Consider the following 20,932-nt stretch of genomic DNA (forward strand, 5'->3'; position numbering starts at 1 on the left):
GTTAGGCGACCTCTCGGGACGTGTCTCGGGCAGGCAGGTCGGTGACAATTCGGCGGTCACGCGCAAGCCAAAGGGTTACGGTAAGGTTGGTGTCGTTGCCGTCTCCCGGAACAAGATCGGTGACCTGTTCCAGGTCCAGTTCGAGCGCTTCAAGCCAGCGCTCCATCTGGTCATGGGCAAAGCCCAGGCGACGATGCGCGTGTTTTTCGCGCAGGAACTCCAGCTGATGCGGAGCAAAATCGATGATCAACAGGCGGCCGCCGGGACGCAGTGCACGGGCAGCCTCGTTGAGTGCCCTTGCCGGTTCCTCAAGGAAGTGCAACACCTGGTGGATCGCCACGACATCGAAGGACCGCGGCGGCACATTCAGTGCGTAAACATCGCCGTGGCGTACCTGGGCGTTTGAAAGCCCGGCCTTGGCAAGGTTCGCGCGGGCAACGGCAAGCATGTCATGCGAGGCATCGACACCGAGTGCCGTCGCATACTGGTCCGCAAACACTTCCAGCAACCGGCCGGTGCCGGTGCCAAGGTCGAGGAACGACTGGAACGGCTTGTCGCCCAGTGCCTTGCGCATCGCCTTCTCGACATCGTCTTCGGAAACATGCAGCGAACGCTCCCGGTCCCAGGTAAGCGCGCGGGCTGCAAAATATGCAGCCGCCTCGTCCGCCTTGGCCTTGCGGATCGCCCGGAACCGTTCCTGGTCCGCCGCCAGCACCGGGTCTTCCAGGGAAATGCGAGCAACAAGATCGCGTGCAAGCTGGCCTTCAGGACCATCCGCCAACCGGTAGTAGACCCAGGCCCCTTCCGGGAACCGCTGAATGAGATCCGCTTCGGCAAGCAGCTTCAGATGACGGGAGATGCGCGGTTGGCTCTGTCCGAGGATCGCCGTGGCATCCTTCACCGTCAGCTCGCTTTCCGCCAGAAGCGCAATCAGCCTCAGGCGCGTCGCCTCGCCGACAGCCCTCAGGGCGGCCAGGGTATCGTCAACGGACAGGGTCTGTTCTTCGGTCATGCGCTTCGCCATCAATGTCGATATAAAGATATCTTTATATGAAATCGAAGCGCCGTGCAAGGGATCAAAACAAATACGACACTGATTGGTCCGTATTCGTCGAAATTACGCCCGCAGGAGAAAACGAGAGCCGACCTGCGCACCGCCTCGCATCCGCTGAGCGGGGCCATCAGCACATATGGAACCAGCCACTTCAGGTCAGGTGAGCTGCCTTACGCGGTCTTGAGCCCGGGCAAGGGCAATAGCCCGGCCCTCGCGTGTCACGCCGAATTGCACCACCTCCCGCATCTGAGCAATGCGGGTGCGCTGACCTAGAGCGTCTGTGCGGCGTTGATGGAGGAGACAAACCGGCGGGTGCGCTCGCGCTCGGGATGACGGAAGATCGCGTCCGCGTCTCCGGTTTCCACCACCTGCCCGGCCTCCAGAAAGACGACATGATTTGCGATCTGCGATGCCAGTCGCAGGTCGTGCGTCGCCATCACCATGGTGGTCCCTTCCCGGGCAAGCTGACCGAGTACGTCGACCACCTCACCGGCCAGTTCCGGATCAAGCGCGGAAGTCGGCTCGTCGCACAGAAGCACCTTGGGCGAAGGTGCAAGAGCACGGGCAATCGCAACACGTTGCTGCTGACCGCCGGAAAGGTTGGCCGGCCAGGCGTCGGTCTTGTGCGACATGCCGACCTTTTCGAGCAGATCCAATGCCCGCTGCCGGGCCTTTTCACGGGGCCATTTCTGAACCACCAGCAGGCCTTCCATCACATTCTCGATCACTGTCCTGTGCGGAAAGAGCAGAAAGTTCTGGAACACCATACCCGTTTCGCAGCGGATCTTCTGAACCGATGCCTGCGGCGCTGAAACGCCCGGCTTGAACGTGATCTTGTGTTCACCGACCTGAACGCTGCCGGAGGTCGGTATTTCCAGCAGATTGATACAGCGCAGCAAAGTACTCTTGCCGCCGCCCGACGGGCCGACAAGCGCGGTGACGCTGCCTTCGGGAAAACGCAGCGAGATATCGTCGAGGATAAGCGCGTCACCGAACTTTTTCTTGATATTGGAAAGCTCGATCATCTTGAGGTCTCCAGCATGCCGCCATATCGCGCAAACCGCACTTCCAGCCGCTCCTGCAGCCAGGCAAGCACGGAACTCATGGCAAGATAGATCAGGGCAGCCTCGATGTAGAGGATCAGCGGTTCATATGTGGTGGCAACGATGCGCTGCGCCGACTGGAACAACTCCGGCACCGTGATGGCAGCGGCCAGAGACGTATCCTTGACCAGCGAAATGAAAGTATTCGACAGCGGCGGCACCGCCACGCGCCCGGCTTGCGGCAGGATCGTGCGCATCATCGCCTGGCGCCATGTCATCCCGGTGGAAAACGCGGCTTCCCACTGTCCCTTCGGCACGGAGGAAATGGCAGCCCGGATGATCTCCGACGAATAGGCGCCGACATTGAGCGTAAAGCCGATCAGGGCGGCTGGAAACGCATCCAGCAAAATTCCGATACTGGGCAGACCGTAAAAGATCACGAAGAGCTGTACCAGCAGCGGCGTTCCCCGGAAGACCCAGACATAAAAGCGCGCGACCAGCACCAGCGGCAGCGGCGCGAACAGACGTGTGACAGCCGTGGTCAGACCAAGACTGAGCCCCAGTGCGAAGGACAACAGCGTGAGCGGAATGGTGAACTTGACCCCCGCCCACAGAAGCGTCGGTAGGGAATCGATCATCAACTGAAGCCAGTGAGGCACGATAAAGCTCCAAAAAAACGCGCCCGGCGCGAACGCCCGGCGCTTTTCGTTTAGGTGAGAAGGGCCGGTCTAGATCTGCATGGACCGGCCTTCATCATGTCAGTTGGACACGTCCTGACCAAAGTACTTGTCGGAAATCGCCTGGTAGGTACCATCCGCCTTGATGTCGGCCAGCGCCGAATTCAGGGCGGCAACAAGTTCCGGATCACCCTTGCGCACCAGAATGCCGGAATAGTCGGCATTTGCCTTCTCGGCGACAACCTTCACCGGCGCGTCCGGTTTCTGCTTCTTGAAGTCCAGATAGGACAGGCTGTCGTTGATGGTCGCATCAGCGCGGCGTGTCAGCACCAGCTGGATTGACTGGTCGAACCCGTCGGTGCCGACCAGTTCCGCTCCGGCTTCTTCCGCCAGCTTGCCGAAATTGCTGGTCAAGGACTGAGCCGCCTTTTTGCCGGTGAGGTCTTCGAAGCCATTGATGTCGTCATTGCTGTCGCGAACGATCAGCACTGCCTTGGAGGCAATGTAGGGGTCGGAAAAATCGTATTTCTGCTTGCGGGCGTCGGTGATGCCGACCTGATTGATGACCACGTCGTAGCGCTTGACGTCAAGGCCGGCGATCAGTCCGTCCCATTTGCCTTCGATGAACTCGGCCTTGACGCCAAGTTTTTCGGCAACGGCCTCGCCGATTTCGACATCGAAACCGACCAGCTTGCCTTCCCCGTCGTGGAAGGTGAAAGGCGCGTAGGTGCCTTCGGTGCCGATCTTCAGGACACCTGCCGATTTGATCGCATCGAGGTTGTCACCCGCCTGCGAGGGAGAAAGGGTAAGTACCTGCAGCACTGCGGCCGCGGCAATCGCTTTGAACCAGCTCATATCAATTCCTTTCCGGCATGATGAGTGAGTGGCCTTAGTGCCGGAATGTGGAAGCGATTGCAGGAGAAGAAAGAGCAAAAATGCAGAAAGAGGGAGAATATTTTGCTCTCATATCGCGGATCGGCAGCACACGACACAACACCGGCCGCAGCCTCGACCGCCCTCTCTGGAAGTGTCCTGGCGGCAACTGTCCGCCGCTGAAACTGGTCCCGTGACCGCTCCTATCGGTGCAGTCAGTCGCTAAAGCGGCGGAAGGTTCATGGATACCTTCTCCAGGTCAGGCTCCAAATCGGCTACATGTGAATATTGCCCAGAAGAAGACGACGCCGTCTCCTTGGGCGAGGAAGCATCCAGCCCGCATCGTGTAGAAGCTCGATCGGAATAGTCACATGGCTGCGATCATCGAGCGTGCCCTCCCGAACGGATCAGGTTTCCGATTACCAATGACCGAATTCGGCGGAACTCGTCAGCTTTCCGCAGGCACAGCACCTTGATCCAGCATGTGATCGAAGCGCCCCTCGCGCACACAGCCCGGCAGACCTTCGCGCGGGATGATCTCGGTGCCGACAAGCTCTTTCGTGTAGAGCCTTTCGATATCGCTGGTATCGACAGTCTGACCATGGACGACAGATGCCAGTTTGGTCCGGAAGGCTTCCACGCCGCCCATGGAGGAAAAATGCCAGCCTGCATCAGGCAGGATTTTCACCGGGCGGCTGATGCCCGACAGGTTGTTGTTGCGGATCCTGAGAAGCGGCTGGGTGACAAAACCCGGCACGTAGGGCTTTTTCGTCATCCGGGCCTTTGTTCGGCGCAGTTGCTGCGGCGTGGTCAGGTACTTCTTTTCAATCATCCGGGACCCCAGCAGCCAGGTCTTGCCGGGCACGATCCGGTCGAGATGGTGTTTGTGCAGGCTCTGTTCGAACACCAGCAGCCGCCCCTTGTATAGCTTCTCGTCCAGCACCTTCTTCAGAACTTCCGCCCGCACGATCTCGTCGACATCCGACAGAAGGATGACGTCGTCCGGCGCACAGGCTTCCAGCCCCCGTGCAATGCAATTGCGCTGATAGTTCTCGCGTTCCCAGTCCGCTTTCCGGCGGTTCTTGTACACGCCGAGCGCTGGTGGCAATTCATCGGGAAACTCGACCTGAAGATCGATGATCTTGTCGGCCCAGGGCGCAAACCGTTCGCGATTTTCCGCAAAGTAGAACGGCTTGGGACCACCGCGTTGCGTCTGGTTCGCTTCCACCAGGACAAACTTGTCGACATGGTTCCCCATCTCCCGAAGACGGATTTCCAGAAGGTCGAATTCGTTATGGAAGACAAAACAGTCGTAGAGCTTCATGCCTGGGCCCGGTTTCCTCGATCAGCGAAGGGTGGCGCATCCCGGCTACCGGATGGCAGCTCAAGTCATGGCAAGCCTCTTCCTGGTGCCTGCCGGGACCGATATCGGATTTCAGTCAAGAGGTCCACGGACCTGGCGCACAAAAGCGAATAGACCGCCTCTAACCCCGTTGCCGATGCACCTACTTGATCGAAAAGGGCATCCGGACTTTCGCGGAATTGCCGCTGAATTCATCGTTGACGGTGAGTTCCAGTATATAGTCGCCCGCCGGGGCCCCGCTGACATTCAGGGTCAGGTTGGCCATGTATTCGGTATTGGGCACGTGGCTCTTGAAGTCGAACCGGCCGAAGCCCTTTTGCCCAGCCAGCACCTTGCCATCGGGCGACGCGAGGTCGAAGTCGACGGTCAGAAGGGATGTGAACAGGCCATCCTGCTGTTTCCAGTCGAAGCCAACCGGCTCCAGATAGATGCGCAGCGGCTCGTCCGCTCCGAAAGCTGCATCTCCCCTGGGTTTATAGATGCCGAAGCCGTCGGCAGGGGCCATCACGAACAAGGCGGTTGGAATGGAAATGGTGGCTTTCGACCAAACGTCGAAGAGGGCCTCGCGCATCAAAGAGATGGCTTCCCCGCCCTTGCCGGCATCAAGCGCGGCCTCCGCTTCAGCCGCCTTGTCCTGCAAAGGTCCCGCAATAGCCTGGCATGACAGGGCAACTGCAAGTGCAGCTCCCAGAAACATTGGTTTCAGCATAGTCTCCCCCTTCACATTTGCGATCCGAGAAGTGAAGCACACCATTATGGCGGTCTCGCCGCAAGTCCAGGATCCGGCGCTGCGACACAGCGGGTGCTAGAGCTGGTCCTCGGCGCTGCCGCCGGTCTCGTCACCAATTCCCTCACCCAGCATTCCAGCCGCGGCAGCACCAGCCGCAGCAGCTTCCCTGGCACCGGGTGTCACGACCTCCTCATCGCCGTCAGACCCGGCAACACGCACGGTCACCTGGCGATGTGCAAACCTGATGCCGTTCTTTTCGAAGAGGTCGCGAAGCCCCGCATAAACGACCTTGCGAAGCTCGAACTGCTTGCCAGGCTTGGTGGTGAACTTGACACGCGCGATCATGGCACTGTCTTCCATCGACATGATTCCCTGAGACTTCAGCGGCGCCAGGAACATGGGCCCGAAATACTCGTCCTCCAGCAGTTCCTTGCCGAAGTTCTTGATGATCTTGCGCATCTTTTCCACGTCGGTGTCGTAGGTAACGCGGAACGCAAGTTTCATCACCGCCCAGTCTCGTGAGAAATTCTCCACTTTCTGAATTTCGCCAAAGGGAACCGTCGTAAGCGCGCCGCGGTGGTGCCGCAGCTGCATCGACCGGATCGAGATCTTTTCGACAACGCCCTTGGCGCTGCCGATATCGATGTATTCCCCTTTCCGGAACGCATCGTCGATCAGATAGAAAGCTCCGGAGAAGATATCCCGGATTAGGGTTTGAGCCCCGAATCCAACTGCCAGACCAACGACACCGGCACCGGCGAACAATGGCGCGATATTTACGCCCAGCTGCGACAGGATCACCATCGTGGCGATCACCACGATCGTGATGAGCAGGAAATTGCGAAAGATCGGCAGCAAGGTGGAAATCCGGCTCTCACCGGTTCCCCCGACTTCCGCCTCTTCGTCTTTCTCGGCGGGCGCTTCCTTGGCAATTTCCCGGTCAATGACGATTTTCACGGCCTCATAGGCCATGTAGCCAAGGAACATGACCAGAAGCACCTCGACGAAGGAACCGATCAGCGAGCCGCTACCGGCAAGCGGCAGTCCCCATTTGGAAGCCAGCATGTCCAGCGAGGTGAACACGACCAGAATAGTGGCGCCCCGGTCGAACAGGTCCCGGAAGGGTGAGCGTCGCGCTTCCCGCTCGGCAGCTTCCGCGCGCGCCTGGGCCAATGTGCTGGCAGCATCCTCTTCGCCGCCCTCGCCTGCTTCGGCACGTTTAATGTCCTCGGCAATCTTCTCCTGTGCGGCGGCCGTGTCCAGCCTCGGCAACAGAACCCGGTCGATGAGCAGGATCAGCAGCCCATAGGCAACCGCAGCCATCAACAGCACTTCCAGCGGTGCACCGACCAGACCGATCGCGTCCGGCAGGTCGAGCAGGATACGCACTGCCGAAATCCCCCAGGCCAGGAAGAAATAGGCAACGGCAACAAAGTGCCAGCCGCTGGCCAGAACCCTTCGCCAGATCGGCGCTTCAGCCCCCTTCTTTCCCCGGATCAGCCGCGCAATTACCCTGCGATAGACAATCGCGATGCCGGACAGGATGACCATCGACAGCGCGGAGGCTGCAATCAATGCCAGCTTATGAATGTCAGGCGACAGACCCAGTCGCTCCATCCAGAGGCAGAAGGCAACCGCCGCAAGGGAAATGGCGGAGCCGACAAGCAGTGTCCTGTAGAGCCCGGTCGCTTCCTGATTGGAAAGCGCCAGCAACCGGTGGCTCGCCGCGTCGGGTGCCAGCACATTCAGCCAGACAACACGAAGCGCCAGAAAAACCGCCATGGTGCCGACAACCACAAGTGCGGTCTTGTTGGATGCATCAATGCCCGTTCCAACCAGAAGAAATACCCCGGCCGCTACGGCAAAGAAGAGCCCGACACCGACGAACATCAGGATCGCCCGGGCATAAAGGTAGATAATCTTGTCAGCCCGTGTCGTCGCGTCCGGCTGGTACCAGGACGCGAATTGCCGCCGGCCCCACCGGTTCACCAGGGCAGAGGCCACAAGGCCGAGAACAACCGCAATCAGGATGTCCACCAGCGTCGACGACATCCAGTTGAGACCCCGTTCGCCCCCCTGGGCCCGCAAGGTCTCCACCATCACATCCTGGATCTCGGGAATTTTCTGAACGATGGATTTGAGGACATCCCGGGCCTCGACGGCATCTTCGGTGAACTCGTCCACGGTCTGAAGAAGGTTTGCGCCTTCGCCGGCGCCGTCGGCCGGCGCCACTGCAGAGCCAGCCGCTTCCGGCTGCGCATTTCCATCTGTCGTCGTTTCTGCGGCCGGAGCCCCGGTACCGGTCTCGGTCTTGGTAGAGCCCTTTCCGGAAAACAGCCCGGGTATTCCCTGTGCCTGCGCCCCAGAGGGCAAACCACCCAGACACAGAAAGAGTGCAAGCAGACCTGACAGAAGAAGGAACGCCTTGCCTGGCCTCTTGCGGCCGCCATCGGCAAGACAGGATCGGCGATAGGTTGGATGTGAAAAGCGCATGTCAGCCCCAGGACGAGTCGCGAAAAGGATCCCCGTCTTTCTTGGCACGGATCTGTGCCATTTGAAAGAAAGCCGGCTTTTCGCAAGGCGCTGAAAAAGAAGAGGCCCGATCCTTTCGAACCGGGCCTTACATGCAGGCAGGAGGCGCCTTGCTTAATTGTGTCAGTGCAGAACGGTGTTGTTCCAATGAGCCATCTTGCGCTTGGCTTCGGCGATCGTCATGCGCTCGAACATGGCCATGGCATCGCTGCGCACATCCGGTGTCAGGCGGTGACGCCAGGGGCCGATGGCCAGCAGGGAACCCACGGTGATGGAGGAGAACCCGGAAGCCTTGGCAAGGATGACGAACGGCTCCGGATCGGGGCGCACCATCCAGTGGCTGACTTCCTCGACACCGCATCTCACCAGCCAGGCAAAAGTGGCGACCGCTTCCGCGAACCGGTCTTCCGAGGCGAACCGGCGCAGGGCCGCCTCATTGACCATCCCGCGTTTGGCCAGCAGCAGTACCCGGCTGCGCGCTGTTTCGAAGTCGTAGCGGCCTAGCCAATACTGGTTGGACATGCGCTGTGCGGCGATATCGGCCGCTTCCTCTACCCGTTCGGCTTCGTGACCACGGCCGGTTGCATGCAGCTTCCGCCGGACTTCCTCGCTGGCAACCGAGATCAGGCTGGCGATATGCGCTTCGGCAAGATCCGCACGCTCGCTCAAGGAAAGCTGCAGCGTCGCATCGGAGGCAGCATCGCTGATCAGGGCCATGATCGATGCATCCGACAGGCAGGCGCCGTCGTTGCTGGCCACCTTGCGCTTGACCTTCAGATCACCGCGACGCACCAGCACATCGGTCAGCTCTTCAGACAGAACTTCGCGCTGTGCGATGGCGAACCGGTGCGCATTGCCGCGCTTTTCGGCGATCTTGATCAGATCGGCCTCCCGCAGCACGGTGGAGCGCAGCAGGATCGGCTCGGCCACCTCGATCTCGTCATCGGCCAGACGGCGGATGGTTTCTTCCGGACCGCGTCTCAGGCTGGACATCTGGTCAGCGACATAACGGCGAACTTCGTCTTCCACCATGTCGACAAGCCGCAAGAGGACGGAGTCATAAATATCGACCTGCTCGTCGGAGCACCGATCGGAGGTCAGGGCAAACAGGGTTGCGACATGCCGGGCCAGTTCGGCCCTCCGGGCGCTGCCAGCTTCACCGGTCAGCTCCGAGAAGTTCACCAGTTCTGTTTTCAACGCTTCAGTCATGTTCCATTACCAATTTTCACAAGTGTGCCGGTTTGGCGTTGGTACAGAAAATGACGATGAGTTTTAAAGAAGGTCGAAACGCGCTTTTCCAGAATGTAATTGTCTTTTTTTAAAACTTGAGAACAATTCTAACTATATCGCATGTATTCATTACATGTCATTGAAATGTAACAATTTTGACCGCTTCGTTCCCCGCTCGAAGTCACTTTTTTATCCCGTTGAAATCCGAATATTTTTTCCGAAAAAAGATTTTCAGGGGCCGTTTCAATAGTCTCCGAAGGTCAGAAATTGCGACTGGTTTAAATACATTCGCTGCGCCGCAAGGTCCCTGGACAGAGGCGTGCCCGTCAGCAGCGCACGAGATAAAGAAATATTTCCCTTTTCTTATTGACCCTTCACCAGGCGCAATCTAAATAAAGAAAGCAATATATTTCTTTATTGGAGCCAGCCATGTCCTCCGTGGTCCGTTTTCCCCGTGTCGCCGCCATACCGACCTCCCGCACCCGCGGTCTCTATCAACTGGCGGCCCTCCTGCGACGGAAACTCGGCAAGGCCCTTTCCCGCCGATCCAGCCATCAATCCATTCCGGACGATCTTCTTTTCGATGTCCTCAGCGACAACGATTTGAGAGCCCGCGAAGAAAACCGGCGGCGGCCGATCATTAGCGGCCCCTGGCGCTAGCTCGTCCATGGACTTGCCTACTGTTTCAGGATTGCAGCGCCTTCACCCCGAGCAAAAGACATAAAAAAACCGGCACCCTGCGGCGCCGGTTTTTTGCTGTTCCTGCTCAGCCTTTATTCGGCTGCCGCCAGAAACTCCTTGGTACCGGTCTTGTTGTCCGAACCGCCGTCGTTGCTTCTGTCGAGCTGCTCTAGAAGCACACGGCGCTTTTCAGTCGCCTTTTCGATGTTGTCATCCTTGATCGGACCAAACCCGCGGATAAGATCCGGAACCCGGGCGAGCTCGACCAACAGGCCGTAGTGCCCGTCCGGCAGCCGCTTCAGGATCTCGGCAATATCGCCCTCATACTGGCTGATGAGCGCGCGCTCTGTCTTGCGTTCCGCCGTACGGCCGAACGGGTCGTACCATTTGCCGCGCATGCCCTTGAACTTCGCCAGGAAGCTGAACGCGGAGAAGATCCAGGGTCCGAAGGCAATCTTCTGCGGACGGCCGGTCTTCGGATCCTTGCGATGCGCGAGGAACGGCGGCGCCAGATGAACCTTCAGCTTCTTCGGGTCTTCAAAGCGCTGCGCGATCTTCTCCTTGAAGGCGGGATCGCTATAAAGCCGCGCGACTTCATATTCGTCCTTGTAGGCCATCAACTTGAAGAGCATGTCGGACACAGTCTGCGTCAGGCGGAACGTGCCCGGACCATGCGCTTCGTCAGCCTCTTTGACCTTGCCGACCAGATCCAGATAACGCTGTGCGTAGGCCGCATCCTGATAGGCAGTCAGCTCCTGGGCGTTGAAGACAATCTTCTCATCGACGGTAAAGACACGCTGTTTTGCTTCCGACGGCAGGGCCTTGAGCAGTTTTTCCGGATCTGCAGCCAGCACGCGGCCTGCACGGAACGCCTTGATGTTGTTCTTCACCGACGCGCCGTTGAGCTCCAGCGCGGTTTCAATGGCATAGTCCGAGACCGGCAATGCGCCACTCTGGAAAGCCATGCCGACCAGCAGCATGTTGGCATAGATGGCATCACCCAGAAGCTTCTCGGCAATGTCTGCAGCATTGACAGGCAGATATGTGCCGGAGGCTTTGCGCAGGGCGCTGTCCATCTGCTTTTCATCGAAGGAAAGCGTCTGCTTCAGCACGAATTCCGCAGTCGGGGCCACCTTGGTGTTGGCAACGGTCATCGTGTGACCACGATGGGCGAGCGCGAGCTGATCCGCGTTCGCGGCCACCACCATGTCACTCGCGATCAGAAGGTCGAGGCTGGCTGCCGGAACCCGCGGACCTTCAATAGACCTGTTGCCCGCCGCAAAACGCACGTGAGACGTCACCGGCCCACCCTTCTGGGCAAGGCCGGTCATGTCCAGCGTGGAAGCCTGTTTGCCGTCCACATGGGCCGCCATAGCCAGGATCGCGCTGATCGTGGTCACACCCATGCCACCGATACCGGCCACCAGCGTGTTCCAGGTGCGGTCAAGCGAAGCAAGTGTCGGCAGCGGCAGGGTTTCCACCAGGGTGTCGATATCGACATCCGCCTTCTTCGGCTTCTTCAGTGCAGCGCCGTTGATCTCGACAAAGGATGGGCAGAACCCCTTGATACAGGAGAAGTCCTTGTTGCAGCTCGACTGGTTGATGACGCGCTTTTCACCGAATGGCGTTGCCAGTGGCTCCACCGACAGGCAGTTGGACTGCACGGAACAGTCGCCGCAGCCTTCACACACCCGGTCATTGATAAAGAGGCGCATGTCCGGATCGGGAAACTGCCCGCGCTTGCGCCGGCGGCGCTTTTCCGCGGCGCAGGTCTGGTCGTAAACGATCACCGACACGCCCTTGAAGGTCTGGAACTCTTCCTGAACGTCCATCAGTTCGTCGCGGTGGTGAATCTTGGTTCCCGGGGCAAGCGGTGTCCAGGAGCCGTAGCTGTCCGGGTTCTCCGAAACCACCGCTATCCGCTCGACGCCCTCGGCTTCAAGCTGACGGGTGATCTGCGGAACGGTCAGCTGGCCGTCCACCTTCTGGCCACCGGTCATGGCAACCGCGTCGTTGTAGAGGATCTTGTAGGTGATCGGCACGTTGGAGGCGAGCGCCTGCCGGATCGCCAGGATGCCGGAATGGAAGTAGGTGCCGTCGCCGACGTTGGCAAAGACGTGGCTGTCGCCGGAGAAAGGCTGCTGCCCGACCCACAGGACACCCTCGCCGCCCATCGCAATCTGGCCTTCCGTTGTCCGGCCGGCCATTTCCGTCATCGCGTGGCAGCCGATGCCCGGCAGCGAGCGGGAGCCTTCCGGTGTCTTGGTCGACGTGGAATGCGGGCAGCCGGAGCAGAAGTAGGGAATACGGGCAGCGCGTTCCGCATGGCCCTGGGCCCACATGGCCTGTTTGGTCATCCGGTTGGCAACCGCGCGCATTTCTTCCGAAACCACATCGCCCGGCAGCCAGGTCATGAGACCTTCGATCAGCTCGGCAACGGACAGTTCCAGAACGTCGGACAGGAACGGTGTCCCGTCCGGACGGCGTTTGCCCCAGATTTCCGGCCGGCTCATTTCCGGCCAGTGATAGGAGATGTCCTTGATCTGGGATTCCATGAACGCACGCTTGTGCTCCACCACCAGCAAACGTTCTGTGCCACGGGCGAAATCACGCAGGCCGAGCGGCTCCAGAGGCCAGCTCATTGCCACCTTGTAAACCCCGAGGCCCAGCGCCTTGGCAAAGTCCTCTGTAATGCCCATCAGGTCGAGTGCCTGCAGCAGATCCCGGTAGGCCTTGCCGGAAGCAACGATGCCGTATTTGGGATTGGTCCTCGTTCCGAAGGTGACCCGGTCCAGACCGTTTGTCCGCACATAGGCCTGAGCCGCCGGAATACGAAGATCGCGCACCAGACGCTCTGTCTCCAGACGGTTGCCCAGAAGAAGATCGCGGTTCTGGTGATAGTCCTTGCGCGGATCGCCTTCCAGCGGACGCACCATGCGCAGCCTGTTCGGAGAGATATTGATCGTTGCCGATGCATCCATCGTGTCGGCAACGCAGATCAGGGCCGTCCAGAGGCTGGTGAAGCGGGACATTTCCAGGCCGTGCAGGCCGTAGTCGAGAACATCCTGGATATCGGCCGGGTTCAGGACCGGAATTTCCGCATGCTCGAAATAGAACTCGCTCTGCGCCGGCAGGATGGAGGATTTTGCAAGGTGGTCATCACCGGCCAAGGCAAGCACCCCGCCGTTGCGGTCGGTGCCCGAAGCGTTGGCCTGACGCAGCACATCGCCGGCACGGTCGACGCCCGGCGCCTTGCCGTACCAGATGCCGAAGACGCCGTCGTAAGAGGTCGCCCGTCCAACACCGCCCTCGCCGCGCAGCTTCTGGCTGCCCCACACTGCGGTCGCGCCCAGCTCTTCGTTGACGCCCGGCTTGAAGACGACGTCATACCCCTTGAGGTGGCGATGAGCCCGCATCAGCTCTGTGTCGTAACCGGCAAGCGGCGATCCCCGGTAGCCGGAAATGAAGCCGCCCGTTTTCAGGCCGGCCAACTGGTCCATGCGCGCCCGATCGAGCGCCAGCCGGACAAGCGCCTGTATGCCTGTCAGATAGACCCGTCCTTCCGTGGCGACGTATTTGTCCTCCAGGGTAACGGTTGGCATGTGCACGTTCATCCGAATTCCTCCTCAACCGACATCTGGGGCAATGTCCCCGGCGGCAACCTCACATAATAGGTAATATCATCCTTTTCTCAGGCAATTTCTGTGCTATCGTCACGGCCAATCACCCAGAGGCAGAATAAAAATTCCTAAAATATCCAATGACAGATAAATATCTTCTCGACCCGTCGGACATACGTGTTCTGCGTGTACTGCAACGGGATGCGTCGCTCTCCATTGCCGAGGTGGCAAAGGAAGCGGGCATGAGCCAGACGCCTTGCTGGCGCCGGATCAAGCGCCTCAAGGAACAGGGAATCATCCGCCAGATCACTGCCATCATCGACCGCGAGTCCGTGGGTCTTGGCTTCGTGGCCTACTCGTTCGTCAAGCTTGCGGTTCCCAGCCGCGAGAACATGGAAACATTCGACAAGCTGGTCCACCATTGGCCCGAGGTCGTGACGTGCGAGCGCATCACCGGTGCCGTCGACTATCTTATCAAGGTTGTGACGGATGATATCAAAACCTACGACAATTTTCTGCGTTTGAAGCTGCTGGACAATACACTCGTGTCCGATGTGCAGTCTCGCATCGTCGTCAATACGGTGAAGGATACCGTCGCCCTGCCCTTGCGCGAGAGCTGACATCCGACCTTGATCGGCCACCAGGTTAGACGCTCAGGTGGCGAACCGCAACGCAGACAGCCCCGCCGGGTCCAGGAAAGGCTGCTTGCCCGCAATCATGCTGGCCAGCAGCCGTCCCGTCACCGGTCCGAGCGTGAAACCGTCATGGGCATGGCCGAAGTTGAGCCACAGGCCCGGGATCTTTGCAGACGGACCAACCACGGGCAGCGAATCCGGCAGGCACGGCCTGCTTCCCATCCACGGCTGTTCCTGTAACGCCCGTCCAAGCGGAAAAATTTCCTCGGCCCGTCGTTTCGCCAGCTTGACGATCGCCGGATTGGGCGGGGCATCGCGCTCGGCCAGTTCGACACCAGTGGTCAGGCGAATGCCATTATCCGTCGGTGTCAGGGCGAAGCCGTTTTCGACATCCACAACCGGTCGTGACAGGGACGCCCCGGACAACGGACGATAATGCATGTGGTAGCCACGCTTGACCGCAAGCGGATAGGTTTCTCCAAAGCGTGCCAGCAGATCCGCGGACCAGGCGCCGAGGGCAACCACTGCCTGGCGAGAAAACAATGTGCCGCGTTCCCCCTCGATTTGCCAGCCGCCACGCTCCTGCTTCAGCTTCATCGCATCGGCGCGGAAATACCCGCCCCCGTCATGCACGAATCCCCGCCAGAAAGCATCGACCACGGCACCGGGATTGGACACCGAACAACTTTCCGGCCAATGAACGCCCCTCAGCCCCTGCGCCGTCAGGCCCGGCTCCAGAGTTCCGATCTCGCCAGCCGACATTTCCCGATAGGAAACGCCAAACACCCGTGCGTATTGGCGTTCGGTCTCGCTTGCCTGGAAGGCAGTCTCCGAGCGGTAAAGATGCAGCCAGCCCCCCTGGCGGTAAAAGCGGTTGGCATTGGTCGCATGCGCCAGGTCCAGATGCTCCTCGACGGCGAAGGCTCGCAACGGAGCAATCGCCCGCGAATAGGCCTCGACCCCGCGGGCATTGCCTGCTGCGTGGAACTGGCGCAGCCACGGTAACATCCGCAGTACGGTGGCCATGTCCAGCGAAACGGCACTTGAGCGGCCGAAAAGGATCCCCAGAAGCGTGAGCGGATGCGTCGGCACCGCATGCGGTACGAAGCCGTTGCGCTGGACAATCCCGGCATTGCCGAAGGAAGCTTCCTCGCCCGGGTGCTTGCGGTCGATCAGCGCAACGGACAGGCCCAGCCGCTGCAGATGCAGTGCCGTCGACACGCCAACGATACCGGCGCCGAGCACCATCACGTCGAAGGATTGCGTTTGCCTGGTTTTTGCTGTCATGCCTGTTCCGGACAGTGCCCTAATACTGGCGTCCGAGGTCCGGATCCTTTAAGAGGCGCGGAAGTGCCTGCCACAACTCGCGGTTCAAAGGACAACTTAAGATGATTCGATGGTGTGGTGCAGGCTTGGCATGGATCGGGCGCAACGGAACGGCCGCCCTTGCTGTGAGTATCTTCATCGGCATGGCCTTGCCGGCGCTGTCCGCCTATCTGCGGCCCTACCTGACCGTTGCCGTCTTCAGCCTGTTGACCCTGGCTTTTCTGCGGGTCGACACCTTCGCGATCCGCATGCGCCTGCGTCGCCCCACGCTTCTGATTGCCGCCCTCCTGTGGATGATGCTCGGCGCACCCCTGCTGACGTGGCTGCTGATCGATCTCTCCGGCCTGAAGGCTCTTGGCCCCGATGTGATGCTGGCCCTCTTCATCGCAACCGCTGCTCCCCCGGTGATGGCGGCTCCTGCCTTCATCTATTTGCTCGGTCTTGATGGCACCCTCAGTCTCGCGCTTTCTGTTGCCGCTCTGATCATCACCCCGCTGACGGCCCCCTTCATCGGCGAGTTGATGCTCGGGCCTGCCCTGCCTCTCAGCGTCGGTGGGCTAGCCATCCAGCTTTCCCTGCTGCTTGCAGGCGCCTTTGCGGTCTCGATCGCCTTTCGCAAGCTGGCCGGTGAAGAGCGCCTGGCTCGCTCCTCCCACCACATCAGCGGTCTCAATGTGCTGCTGCTGCTGGTCTTTGCCATAGCAGCCATGGACGGTGTCGCCGCAAGCTTTGCAGCAAAACCACTGTTCACGCTGGGCCTTACCGCCATCACCTTCTGCCTCGCACTGGTACAGATTGCGCTCAGCCTGTTGCTGTTCTCACCGGCGACCCGAGAAGACGCCTATGCAATCGCCCATACCTGTGGCACCAGAAACATGGGACTGATGGTCGCCGCCTTCGGTGGCACCCTGCCGGAATTCACCTGGCTCTGGTTCGCTGTCGGCCAGTTTCCGATCTACATCCTGCCCCTGTTCCTGAAACCGTTTGTGCGGGTGTTCTGCCGTCTGAACGTGAAAACTGTGACGTAGCACACCTGACAGGCGAACGTGCTAGGCTTACCACTTGCCAGGTCAAACACTTCGCGTGAGGAAAGTGCCGTGTCCGTTCTGCCATCCACCGTCAAATCCCTGTGCTCATCGGCGGGCCGCAGTCTTCTGTGTGCCGCAACGCTCCTGCTTGCCGGTGCAAGCCTCGCCCCGGCTGCAATGGCTGGAGACACGGCAGAGCTTCAGCTTCTCGGCTTTTCCAGGAACGGCGATTTCTTCGCCTTTGAGCAGTTCGGCGTCCAGGACGGATCCGGCTTCCCCTATTCTGAGATCTTCGTTGTCGACGTGATCGGCGATACCTGGGTGCCGCCGTCTCCCTTCCGCCTGCGCAAGGATGTTGACCCGGGTCCGGGCGATGCAGCCGACAACGCCCTGTCGGAGACCAGGGCGGAGAACCGTCTTGCCGCTCAGCCGCTGCTTCAGGACAAGGCCATTGCCGGTAAAGGTCAGACGGTCGGCTTCAATCCTCGCACGGAATTGACATCCGATCCCCACAAGATGCTGGTTGCCCCGCGCATCACTTTCCTGTCCGGTGACGATCCAATCGACCTCACCCTGTCGGAATACCCCCTGCCGAATGCCCAGTGCCAGAGCTACGGTGCCGAGACCAAGGGCTTCCGCCTGACCATGGTCCACAATGGTGTCACCCGCATCCTCAACGAGGACAACAGCGTGCCTGAAAGCCGCCGTTGCCCGCTGGCTTACCGGATCGAGCGCATCGTCACCCATTTCCCCGATGAAGCCCCGCCCGTCTTTGCCGTGCTCATCCAGATGGACAGCGTCGGCTTCGAAGGACCGGACCGCAGATATCTGGCGATAACGGGACGTTTTTGAGCTTCTAAACCGATTGAGGCCGGCTCGGGTATCTTGCCCAGTCGCATCAGAAGTGCTAGCGCGGCGGCAACATCAGAAAACGGGACGATAACGGCCCGTCTGGCCTGTCCGGGAGTTTGCCATGCCGCGCGACGTCAAGATTGCCCCCTCCATCCTCGCCTCCGATTTTTCCAAACTCGGCCAGGAAGTCCGCGACGTGGTGGAAGCGGGAGCCGACTGGATCCATCTCGACGTCATGGACGGCCACTTCGTGCCGAACATCACCTTCGGCCCGGATGTCATCGCCAAGCTGCGCCCGCACACGGACAAGATCTTCGACACCCACCTGATGATCGCTCCCTGCGATCCCTACCTGGAAGCCTTTGCAAAGGCAGGTTCCGACATCATCACGGTTCATGCCGAGGCCGGCCCGCATCTCGACCGGTCTCTGCAGGCAATCCGCAATCTGGGCAAGAAGGCCGGTGTCTCTCTGAACCCGTCGACCCCGGAAAGTGTCATTGAATATGTTCTCGACCGGCTGGACCTCATTCTGGTGATGACGGTCAACCCGGGTTTCGGCGGTCAGAAATTCATCCAGTCGCAGGTCGAAAAGACCCGCCGCATCCGCCAGATGATCGGTGACCGTCCGATCGACCTCCAAATCGACGGTGGCGTCACCCCCGAAACCGCCCCCCTCGTTGCAGCGGCTGGTGCCAATGTGCTGGTGGCAGGATCCGCAGTCTTCAAGGGCGGCACGGTGGAAAGCTATGCCGGCAATATCTCCGCGATCCGCAAGGCCGCGGAAGAGGCTTGAAGGCGGCGCTACCTCTTATCGAGTGCCCGGGTCATACGTCGTGGACTAGGCATCCTAAAGGCAACCGTTTTTATAGAGGAAACGCCGCCACAGGCTGAGCAAGCGGCCCATCCTTCGAGACAGGCCTTTGGCCTTCCTCAGGATGAGGTGGTGGATCGGTTTGGCGCTCTAATGCTCTAGAGCTCTGATGTTTTCAGGCCCAGAGACAACTTTCACTTCAGACCTCCAACAAGCACTTCCTCATCTTGAGGAGGACCGCCAGGTCCGTCTCGAAAGATGGGCTACAGGCACCCGTTTCACCCACGACTTCCGGTCGCGAAGCAATTACTTCCGCAACGCGTCTTTCCGTCGAGACATTCCCTCGGTTAAGCTCTCCCCGTTAAAGACTGGGGGAATCGTCTTGGCGCATATGCAACGCAGTATCGGTCTGCTGAGCCTCACCTTTGTGGCAATCAGCGGAATTCTCGGATCTGGCTGGCTGTTCGCGCCCTTGATGGCTGCGCAAGCTGCCGGGCCGTCATCACTCATCGCCTGGATGATTGGCGGCTTCGCGATGCTGCTTCTTGCCGCGACCTTCGCCGAGATCGCGGCGATCCTGCCGGTTGCAGGCGGCATCGGCCGTGTGCCGCATTTCTCCCACGGGTCGGTCGTCTCCATGACAATGGGCTGGACGGCCTGGGTTGGCTACAACACCACCGCCACCATCGAGGTGGAGGCAGTACTGCGCTACTCGAAGAGCCTTGCGCCCTGGCTTTACGGGTCAGACGGACTCCTCAGCCCTGCCGGTCTGGCGGTTGCCTGCGTCCTGCTGGCGGTCTTCACGGTTCTCAATGCCTTTGGCGTCCGCTTCTTTGCCCGTCTCAACACGGCGCTCACCTGGGTCAAGATCCTTGTTCCGGCCGGACTGGCCGCCGTAATCCTCACCTCCGAGTTCCGATACGCCAATTTCAGCGAATACGGCGGCTTTGCCCCCGAGGGACTGAAGGGCATCCTGTCGGCGATCTCAACCGGCGGCGTGATCTTCGCCCTGATCGGGTTCCGCCACGTGATCGATATGGCCGGGGAAGCCCGCAATCCGAAGGTGAACGTGCCGCTGGCGCTGGTGATCAGCCTGGTCGTCTGCCTGCTGATCTACGGCGGGCTGCAGCTCGCCTTCCTAGGCGCCCTTGATCAGTCACAGCTCAAGCAAGGCTGGGCGGCGCTCAGCTTCCCGGGCGAGCTGGGGCCCATGGCGGCCCTTGCGACCGCCGTCGGCGCGCTCTGGATCGTCAGCATTCTGGACAGCAGTGCCCGCATCTCCAGTTTTGCCTCGGCGCTTGTGTCCGTCGGGTCAAATGCTCGCCTCGGCCTTGCCATGGCCCAGAACGGTCTCTTTCCGAAGTTCATGGAAACCCTTTCGGCGCGCGGCGTGCCGCTGTTCGCTTTGCTGATCAACTTCGTTGTCTCGGCTCTGTTCTTCTTCATTCTGCCATTCAACGAAGTGCTCGCCCTCAACACGTCATCCATCGTGTTGTCTTTCGTCGTCGGCCCTGTCGCCGTGCTGGCCTTCCGCCAGCTGATGGCCGACGCCCCGCGCGCCTTCGTGCTGCCGGCCGCTCCTGTCACCGGGTGTCTTGCCTTCGTCGTCGCCAGCCTGATCATCTACTGGAGCGGCTGGGACACCATGCTGCATCTGGGCGTCTGCCTGGTCATCGGTTTCCTGCTGATGATCTACCGCAACAGCAGAGGCGGCTTCGACAGCCTGGACTGGCGCGAGGCGGCCTGGCTTGCTCCCTATCTTGCAGGTCTTGTGCTCATTTCCTGGCTTGGATCCTTCGGCGGCGGCGCGGGCTACCTGCCGGTTGGACCGGATATCGCCGTGGTGTCTGCTCTGGCAGTCGCGGTCTACATCCTGGCGGTGCGCCTTCGCCTTCGCCAGGACAAGTTCGATCTCTACATGGCCGAGGAAAAGGCTGACGAGCGGATGGAATACGGCGACGGCGCGTGAGGCCTTTCAGGATCCAGCCTAGCTGAAACGGCGGCCCGGAACGGGTTTCCCCGCCTGCCCTGGCAGCTTGTCCTTCAAACCGGAGGGATAGAGCTCAAGCCCCTTGGCGGCCAGTTCGTCAAGCGTGATCCAGCGTGCCGTCCCAACCGTGTCATCGTTCACCTCGTAAACGATGGTATCGGTCCGGTAGTAGCTGTTGTCGGTAAAATGGGCGTGGCACAGGAAAACGATCTCGTGGCCTGCGACACCATGATGATCGTAGATGTTCTCCATGACGATATACTCGTCGAGCAGAGTGATCCTTGCTCCCAGTTCTTCCAGGAACTCACGCTGGAGCGTATCGCGCCAGGGCTCGCCAAACTCCACGGTACCGCCGAGCGGCCGCATGCCGGTGATACGTCCCGTATCGTTCCGCACGTCTGACAGAAGCAGCGCGTCATCCTGCCAGATCAGGGCAAGAGCCTTGACCGCAATCGTGTTAGCCGGCCGCCAGATTGTCATCCGTGTC

General features: G+C 60.1%; 17 protein-coding genes. 6 read left to right on the top strand and 11 right to left on the bottom strand.

The features are described 5' to 3' along the window. Position 1: 1 nt before the first annotated feature. The 8 genes from Q666_RS49520 to Q666_RS49550 all read right to left on the bottom strand — a co-directional run bounded on the left by Q666_RS49520 (position 2) and on the right by Q666_RS49550 (position 9,481). Positions 2–1,012 (bottom strand): metalloregulator ArsR/SmtB family transcription factor, encoded by a 1,011-nt coding sequence (locus Q666_RS49520; protein WP_031269253.1) that lies wholly within the window; start codon positions 1,010–1,012, stop codon positions 2–4. Positions 1,013–1,323: 311 nt separating this feature from the next. After that, positions 1,324–2,079 (bottom strand): amino acid ABC transporter ATP-binding protein, encoded by a 756-nt coding sequence (locus Q666_RS49525; protein WP_023000907.1) that lies wholly within the window; start codon positions 2,077–2,079, stop codon positions 1,324–1,326. Beyond that, a complete protein-coding gene (locus tag Q666_RS49530; protein ID WP_031269252.1) occupies positions 2,076–2,756 on the bottom strand; it encodes an amino acid ABC transporter permease in 681 nt (226 codons plus the stop codon). Before Q666_RS49530 ends, Q666_RS49525 begins: the two co-directional genes overlap by 4 nt. A 99-nt stretch (positions 2,757–2,855) precedes the next feature. After that, entirely contained in the window at positions 2,856–3,629 is a 774-nt protein-coding gene (locus Q666_RS49535; RefSeq protein ID WP_023000905.1) for an amino acid ABC transporter substrate-binding protein, read from the bottom strand. Between the two features lie 466 nt (positions 3,630–4,095). Continuing rightward, positions 4,096–4,971 carry a hypothetical protein gene (locus tag Q666_RS64910; RefSeq protein ID WP_023000903.1) on the bottom strand — a complete coding sequence of 292 codons (876 nt, stop codon included), beginning with the start codon at positions 4,969–4,971 and terminating at the stop codon, positions 4,096–4,098. Between the two features lie 181 nt (positions 4,972–5,152). After that, a complete protein-coding gene (locus tag Q666_RS49540; RefSeq protein WP_023000902.1) occupies positions 5,153–5,719 on the bottom strand; it encodes a hypothetical protein in 567 nt (188 codons plus the stop codon). A gap of 96 nt (positions 5,720–5,815) precedes the next feature. Next, complete coding sequence (locus Q666_RS49545) at positions 5,816–8,233, bottom strand: mechanosensitive ion channel domain-containing protein (RefSeq protein ID WP_023000901.1); 2,418 nt, start codon at positions 8,231–8,233, stop codon at positions 5,816–5,818. Between the two features lie 162 nt (positions 8,234–8,395). Then, positions 8,396–9,481 (bottom strand): DUF2336 domain-containing protein, encoded by a 1,086-nt coding sequence (locus Q666_RS49550; protein ID WP_023000900.1) that lies wholly within the window; start codon positions 9,479–9,481, stop codon positions 8,396–8,398. Positions 9,482–9,931: 450 nt separating this feature from the next. Here Q666_RS49550 and Q666_RS49555 point away from each other — a divergent pair, with 450 nt between their 5' ends. Further along, entirely contained in the window at positions 9,932–10,162 is a 231-nt protein-coding gene (locus tag Q666_RS49555) for a hypothetical protein (RefSeq protein ID WP_023000899.1), read from the top strand. Between the two features lie 113 nt (positions 10,163–10,275). Here Q666_RS49555 and Q666_RS49560 read toward each other — a convergent pair whose 3' ends face one another. Then, a complete protein-coding gene (locus tag Q666_RS49560; RefSeq protein ID WP_023000898.1) occupies positions 10,276–13,797 on the bottom strand; it encodes an indolepyruvate ferredoxin oxidoreductase family protein in 3,522 nt (1,173 codons plus the stop codon). 146 nt (positions 13,798–13,943) lie between these two features. On the opposite strand from Q666_RS49560, the gene Q666_RS49565 reads away from it, so the two are divergent. After that, positions 13,944–14,423 (top strand): Lrp/AsnC family transcriptional regulator, encoded by a 480-nt coding sequence (locus Q666_RS49565; protein ID WP_006939550.1) that lies wholly within the window; start codon positions 13,944–13,946, stop codon positions 14,421–14,423. 33 nt (positions 14,424–14,456) lie between these two features. Here Q666_RS49565 and Q666_RS49570 read toward each other — a convergent pair whose 3' ends face one another. After that, positions 14,457–15,725 carry an FAD-binding oxidoreductase gene (locus Q666_RS49570; RefSeq protein WP_023000897.1) on the bottom strand — a complete coding sequence of 423 codons (1,269 nt, stop codon included), beginning with the start codon at positions 15,723–15,725 and terminating at the stop codon, positions 14,457–14,459. Between the two features lie 101 nt (positions 15,726–15,826). Between Q666_RS49570 and Q666_RS49575 the strand changes: the two genes are divergently transcribed. From Q666_RS49575 to Q666_RS49590, 4 genes are all read left to right on the top strand, one after another. Continuing rightward, positions 15,827–16,792, top strand: coding sequence for a sodium:proton symporter (locus tag Q666_RS49575; protein ID WP_031269250.1), 966 nt, complete (start codon positions 15,827–15,829; stop codon positions 16,790–16,792). A 69-nt stretch (positions 16,793–16,861) separates the two neighbouring features. Then, the gene (locus tag Q666_RS49580; protein WP_023000895.1) at positions 16,862–17,644 is read left to right on the top strand and encodes a DUF2259 domain-containing protein; all 783 of its coding nucleotides are present in this window, start codon (positions 16,862–16,864) and stop codon (positions 17,642–17,644) included. Between the two features lie 121 nt (positions 17,645–17,765). Then, entirely contained in the window at positions 17,766–18,437 is a 672-nt protein-coding gene (gene rpe, locus Q666_RS49585) for a ribulose-phosphate 3-epimerase (protein ID WP_023000894.1), read from the top strand. A 409-nt stretch (positions 18,438–18,846) separates the two neighbouring features. Beyond that, positions 18,847–20,424: an APC family permease gene (locus Q666_RS49590; RefSeq protein ID WP_023000893.1), complete on the top strand. Its 1,578-nt coding sequence runs from the start codon at positions 18,847–18,849 to the stop codon at positions 20,422–20,424. Between the two features lie 18 nt (positions 20,425–20,442). Here the strand turns inward: Q666_RS49590 and Q666_RS49595 are convergent, their stop codons facing one another. Then, complete coding sequence (locus tag Q666_RS49595; protein WP_031269247.1) at positions 20,443–20,925, bottom strand: NUDIX domain-containing protein; 483 nt, start codon at positions 20,923–20,925, stop codon at positions 20,443–20,445. Between the last annotated feature and the right edge of the window lie 7 nt (positions 20,926–20,932).

Source organism: Labrenzia sp. C1B70 (assembly GCF_000475395.1).
Taxonomy (GTDB): domain Bacteria; phylum Pseudomonadota; class Alphaproteobacteria; order Rhizobiales; family Stappiaceae; genus Roseibium; species Roseibium algicola.

Excerpts from the sequence above, each read along its gene's own strand:
- Q666_RS49535 (WP_023000905.1), bottom strand. The coding sequence starts at position 3,629 with ATGAGCTGGTTCAAAGCGATTGCCGCGGCCGCAGTGCTGCAGGTACTT.
- Q666_RS49560 (WP_023000898.1), bottom strand. The coding sequence starts at position 13,797 with ATGAACGTGCACATGCCAACCGTTACCCTGGAGGACAAATACGTCGCC.
- Q666_RS49570 (WP_023000897.1), bottom strand. The coding sequence starts at position 15,725 with ATGACAGCAAAAACCAGGCAAACGCAATCCTTCGACGTGATGGTGCTC.
- Q666_RS49590 (WP_023000893.1), top strand. The coding sequence starts at position 18,847 with ATGCAACGCAGTATCGGTCTGCTGAGCCTCACCTTTGTGGCAATCAGC.
- Q666_RS49540 (WP_023000902.1), bottom strand. The coding sequence starts at position 5,719 with ATGCTGAAACCAATGTTTCTGGGAGCTGCACTTGCAGTTGCCCTGTCA.
- Q666_RS49575 (WP_031269250.1), top strand. The coding sequence starts at position 15,827 with ATGATTCGATGGTGTGGTGCAGGCTTGGCATGGATCGGGCGCAACGGA.
- Q666_RS49525 (WP_023000907.1), bottom strand. The coding sequence starts at position 2,079 with ATGATCGAGCTTTCCAATATCAAGAAAAAGTTCGGTGACGCGCTTATC.
- Q666_RS49550 (WP_023000900.1), bottom strand. The coding sequence starts at position 9,481 with ATGACTGAAGCGTTGAAAACAGAACTGGTGAACTTCTCGGAGCTGACC.
- rpe (WP_023000894.1), top strand. The coding sequence starts at position 17,766 with ATGCCGCGCGACGTCAAGATTGCCCCCTCCATCCTCGCCTCCGATTTT.
- Q666_RS49595 (WP_031269247.1), bottom strand. The coding sequence starts at position 20,925 with ATGACAATCTGGCGGCCGGCTAACACGATTGCGGTCAAGGCTCTTGCC.
- Q666_RS64910 (WP_023000903.1), bottom strand. The coding sequence starts at position 4,971 with ATGAAGCTCTACGACTGTTTTGTCTTCCATAACGAATTCGACCTTCTG.
- Q666_RS49555 (WP_023000899.1), top strand. The coding sequence starts at position 9,932 with ATGTCCTCCGTGGTCCGTTTTCCCCGTGTCGCCGCCATACCGACCTCC.
- Q666_RS49520 (WP_031269253.1), bottom strand. The coding sequence starts at position 1,012 with ATGACCGAAGAACAGACCCTGTCCGTTGACGATACCCTGGCCGCCCTG.
- Q666_RS49545 (WP_023000901.1), bottom strand. The coding sequence starts at position 8,233 with ATGCGCTTTTCACATCCAACCTATCGCCGATCCTGTCTTGCCGATGGC.
- Q666_RS49565 (WP_006939550.1), top strand. The coding sequence starts at position 13,944 with ATGACAGATAAATATCTTCTCGACCCGTCGGACATACGTGTTCTGCGT.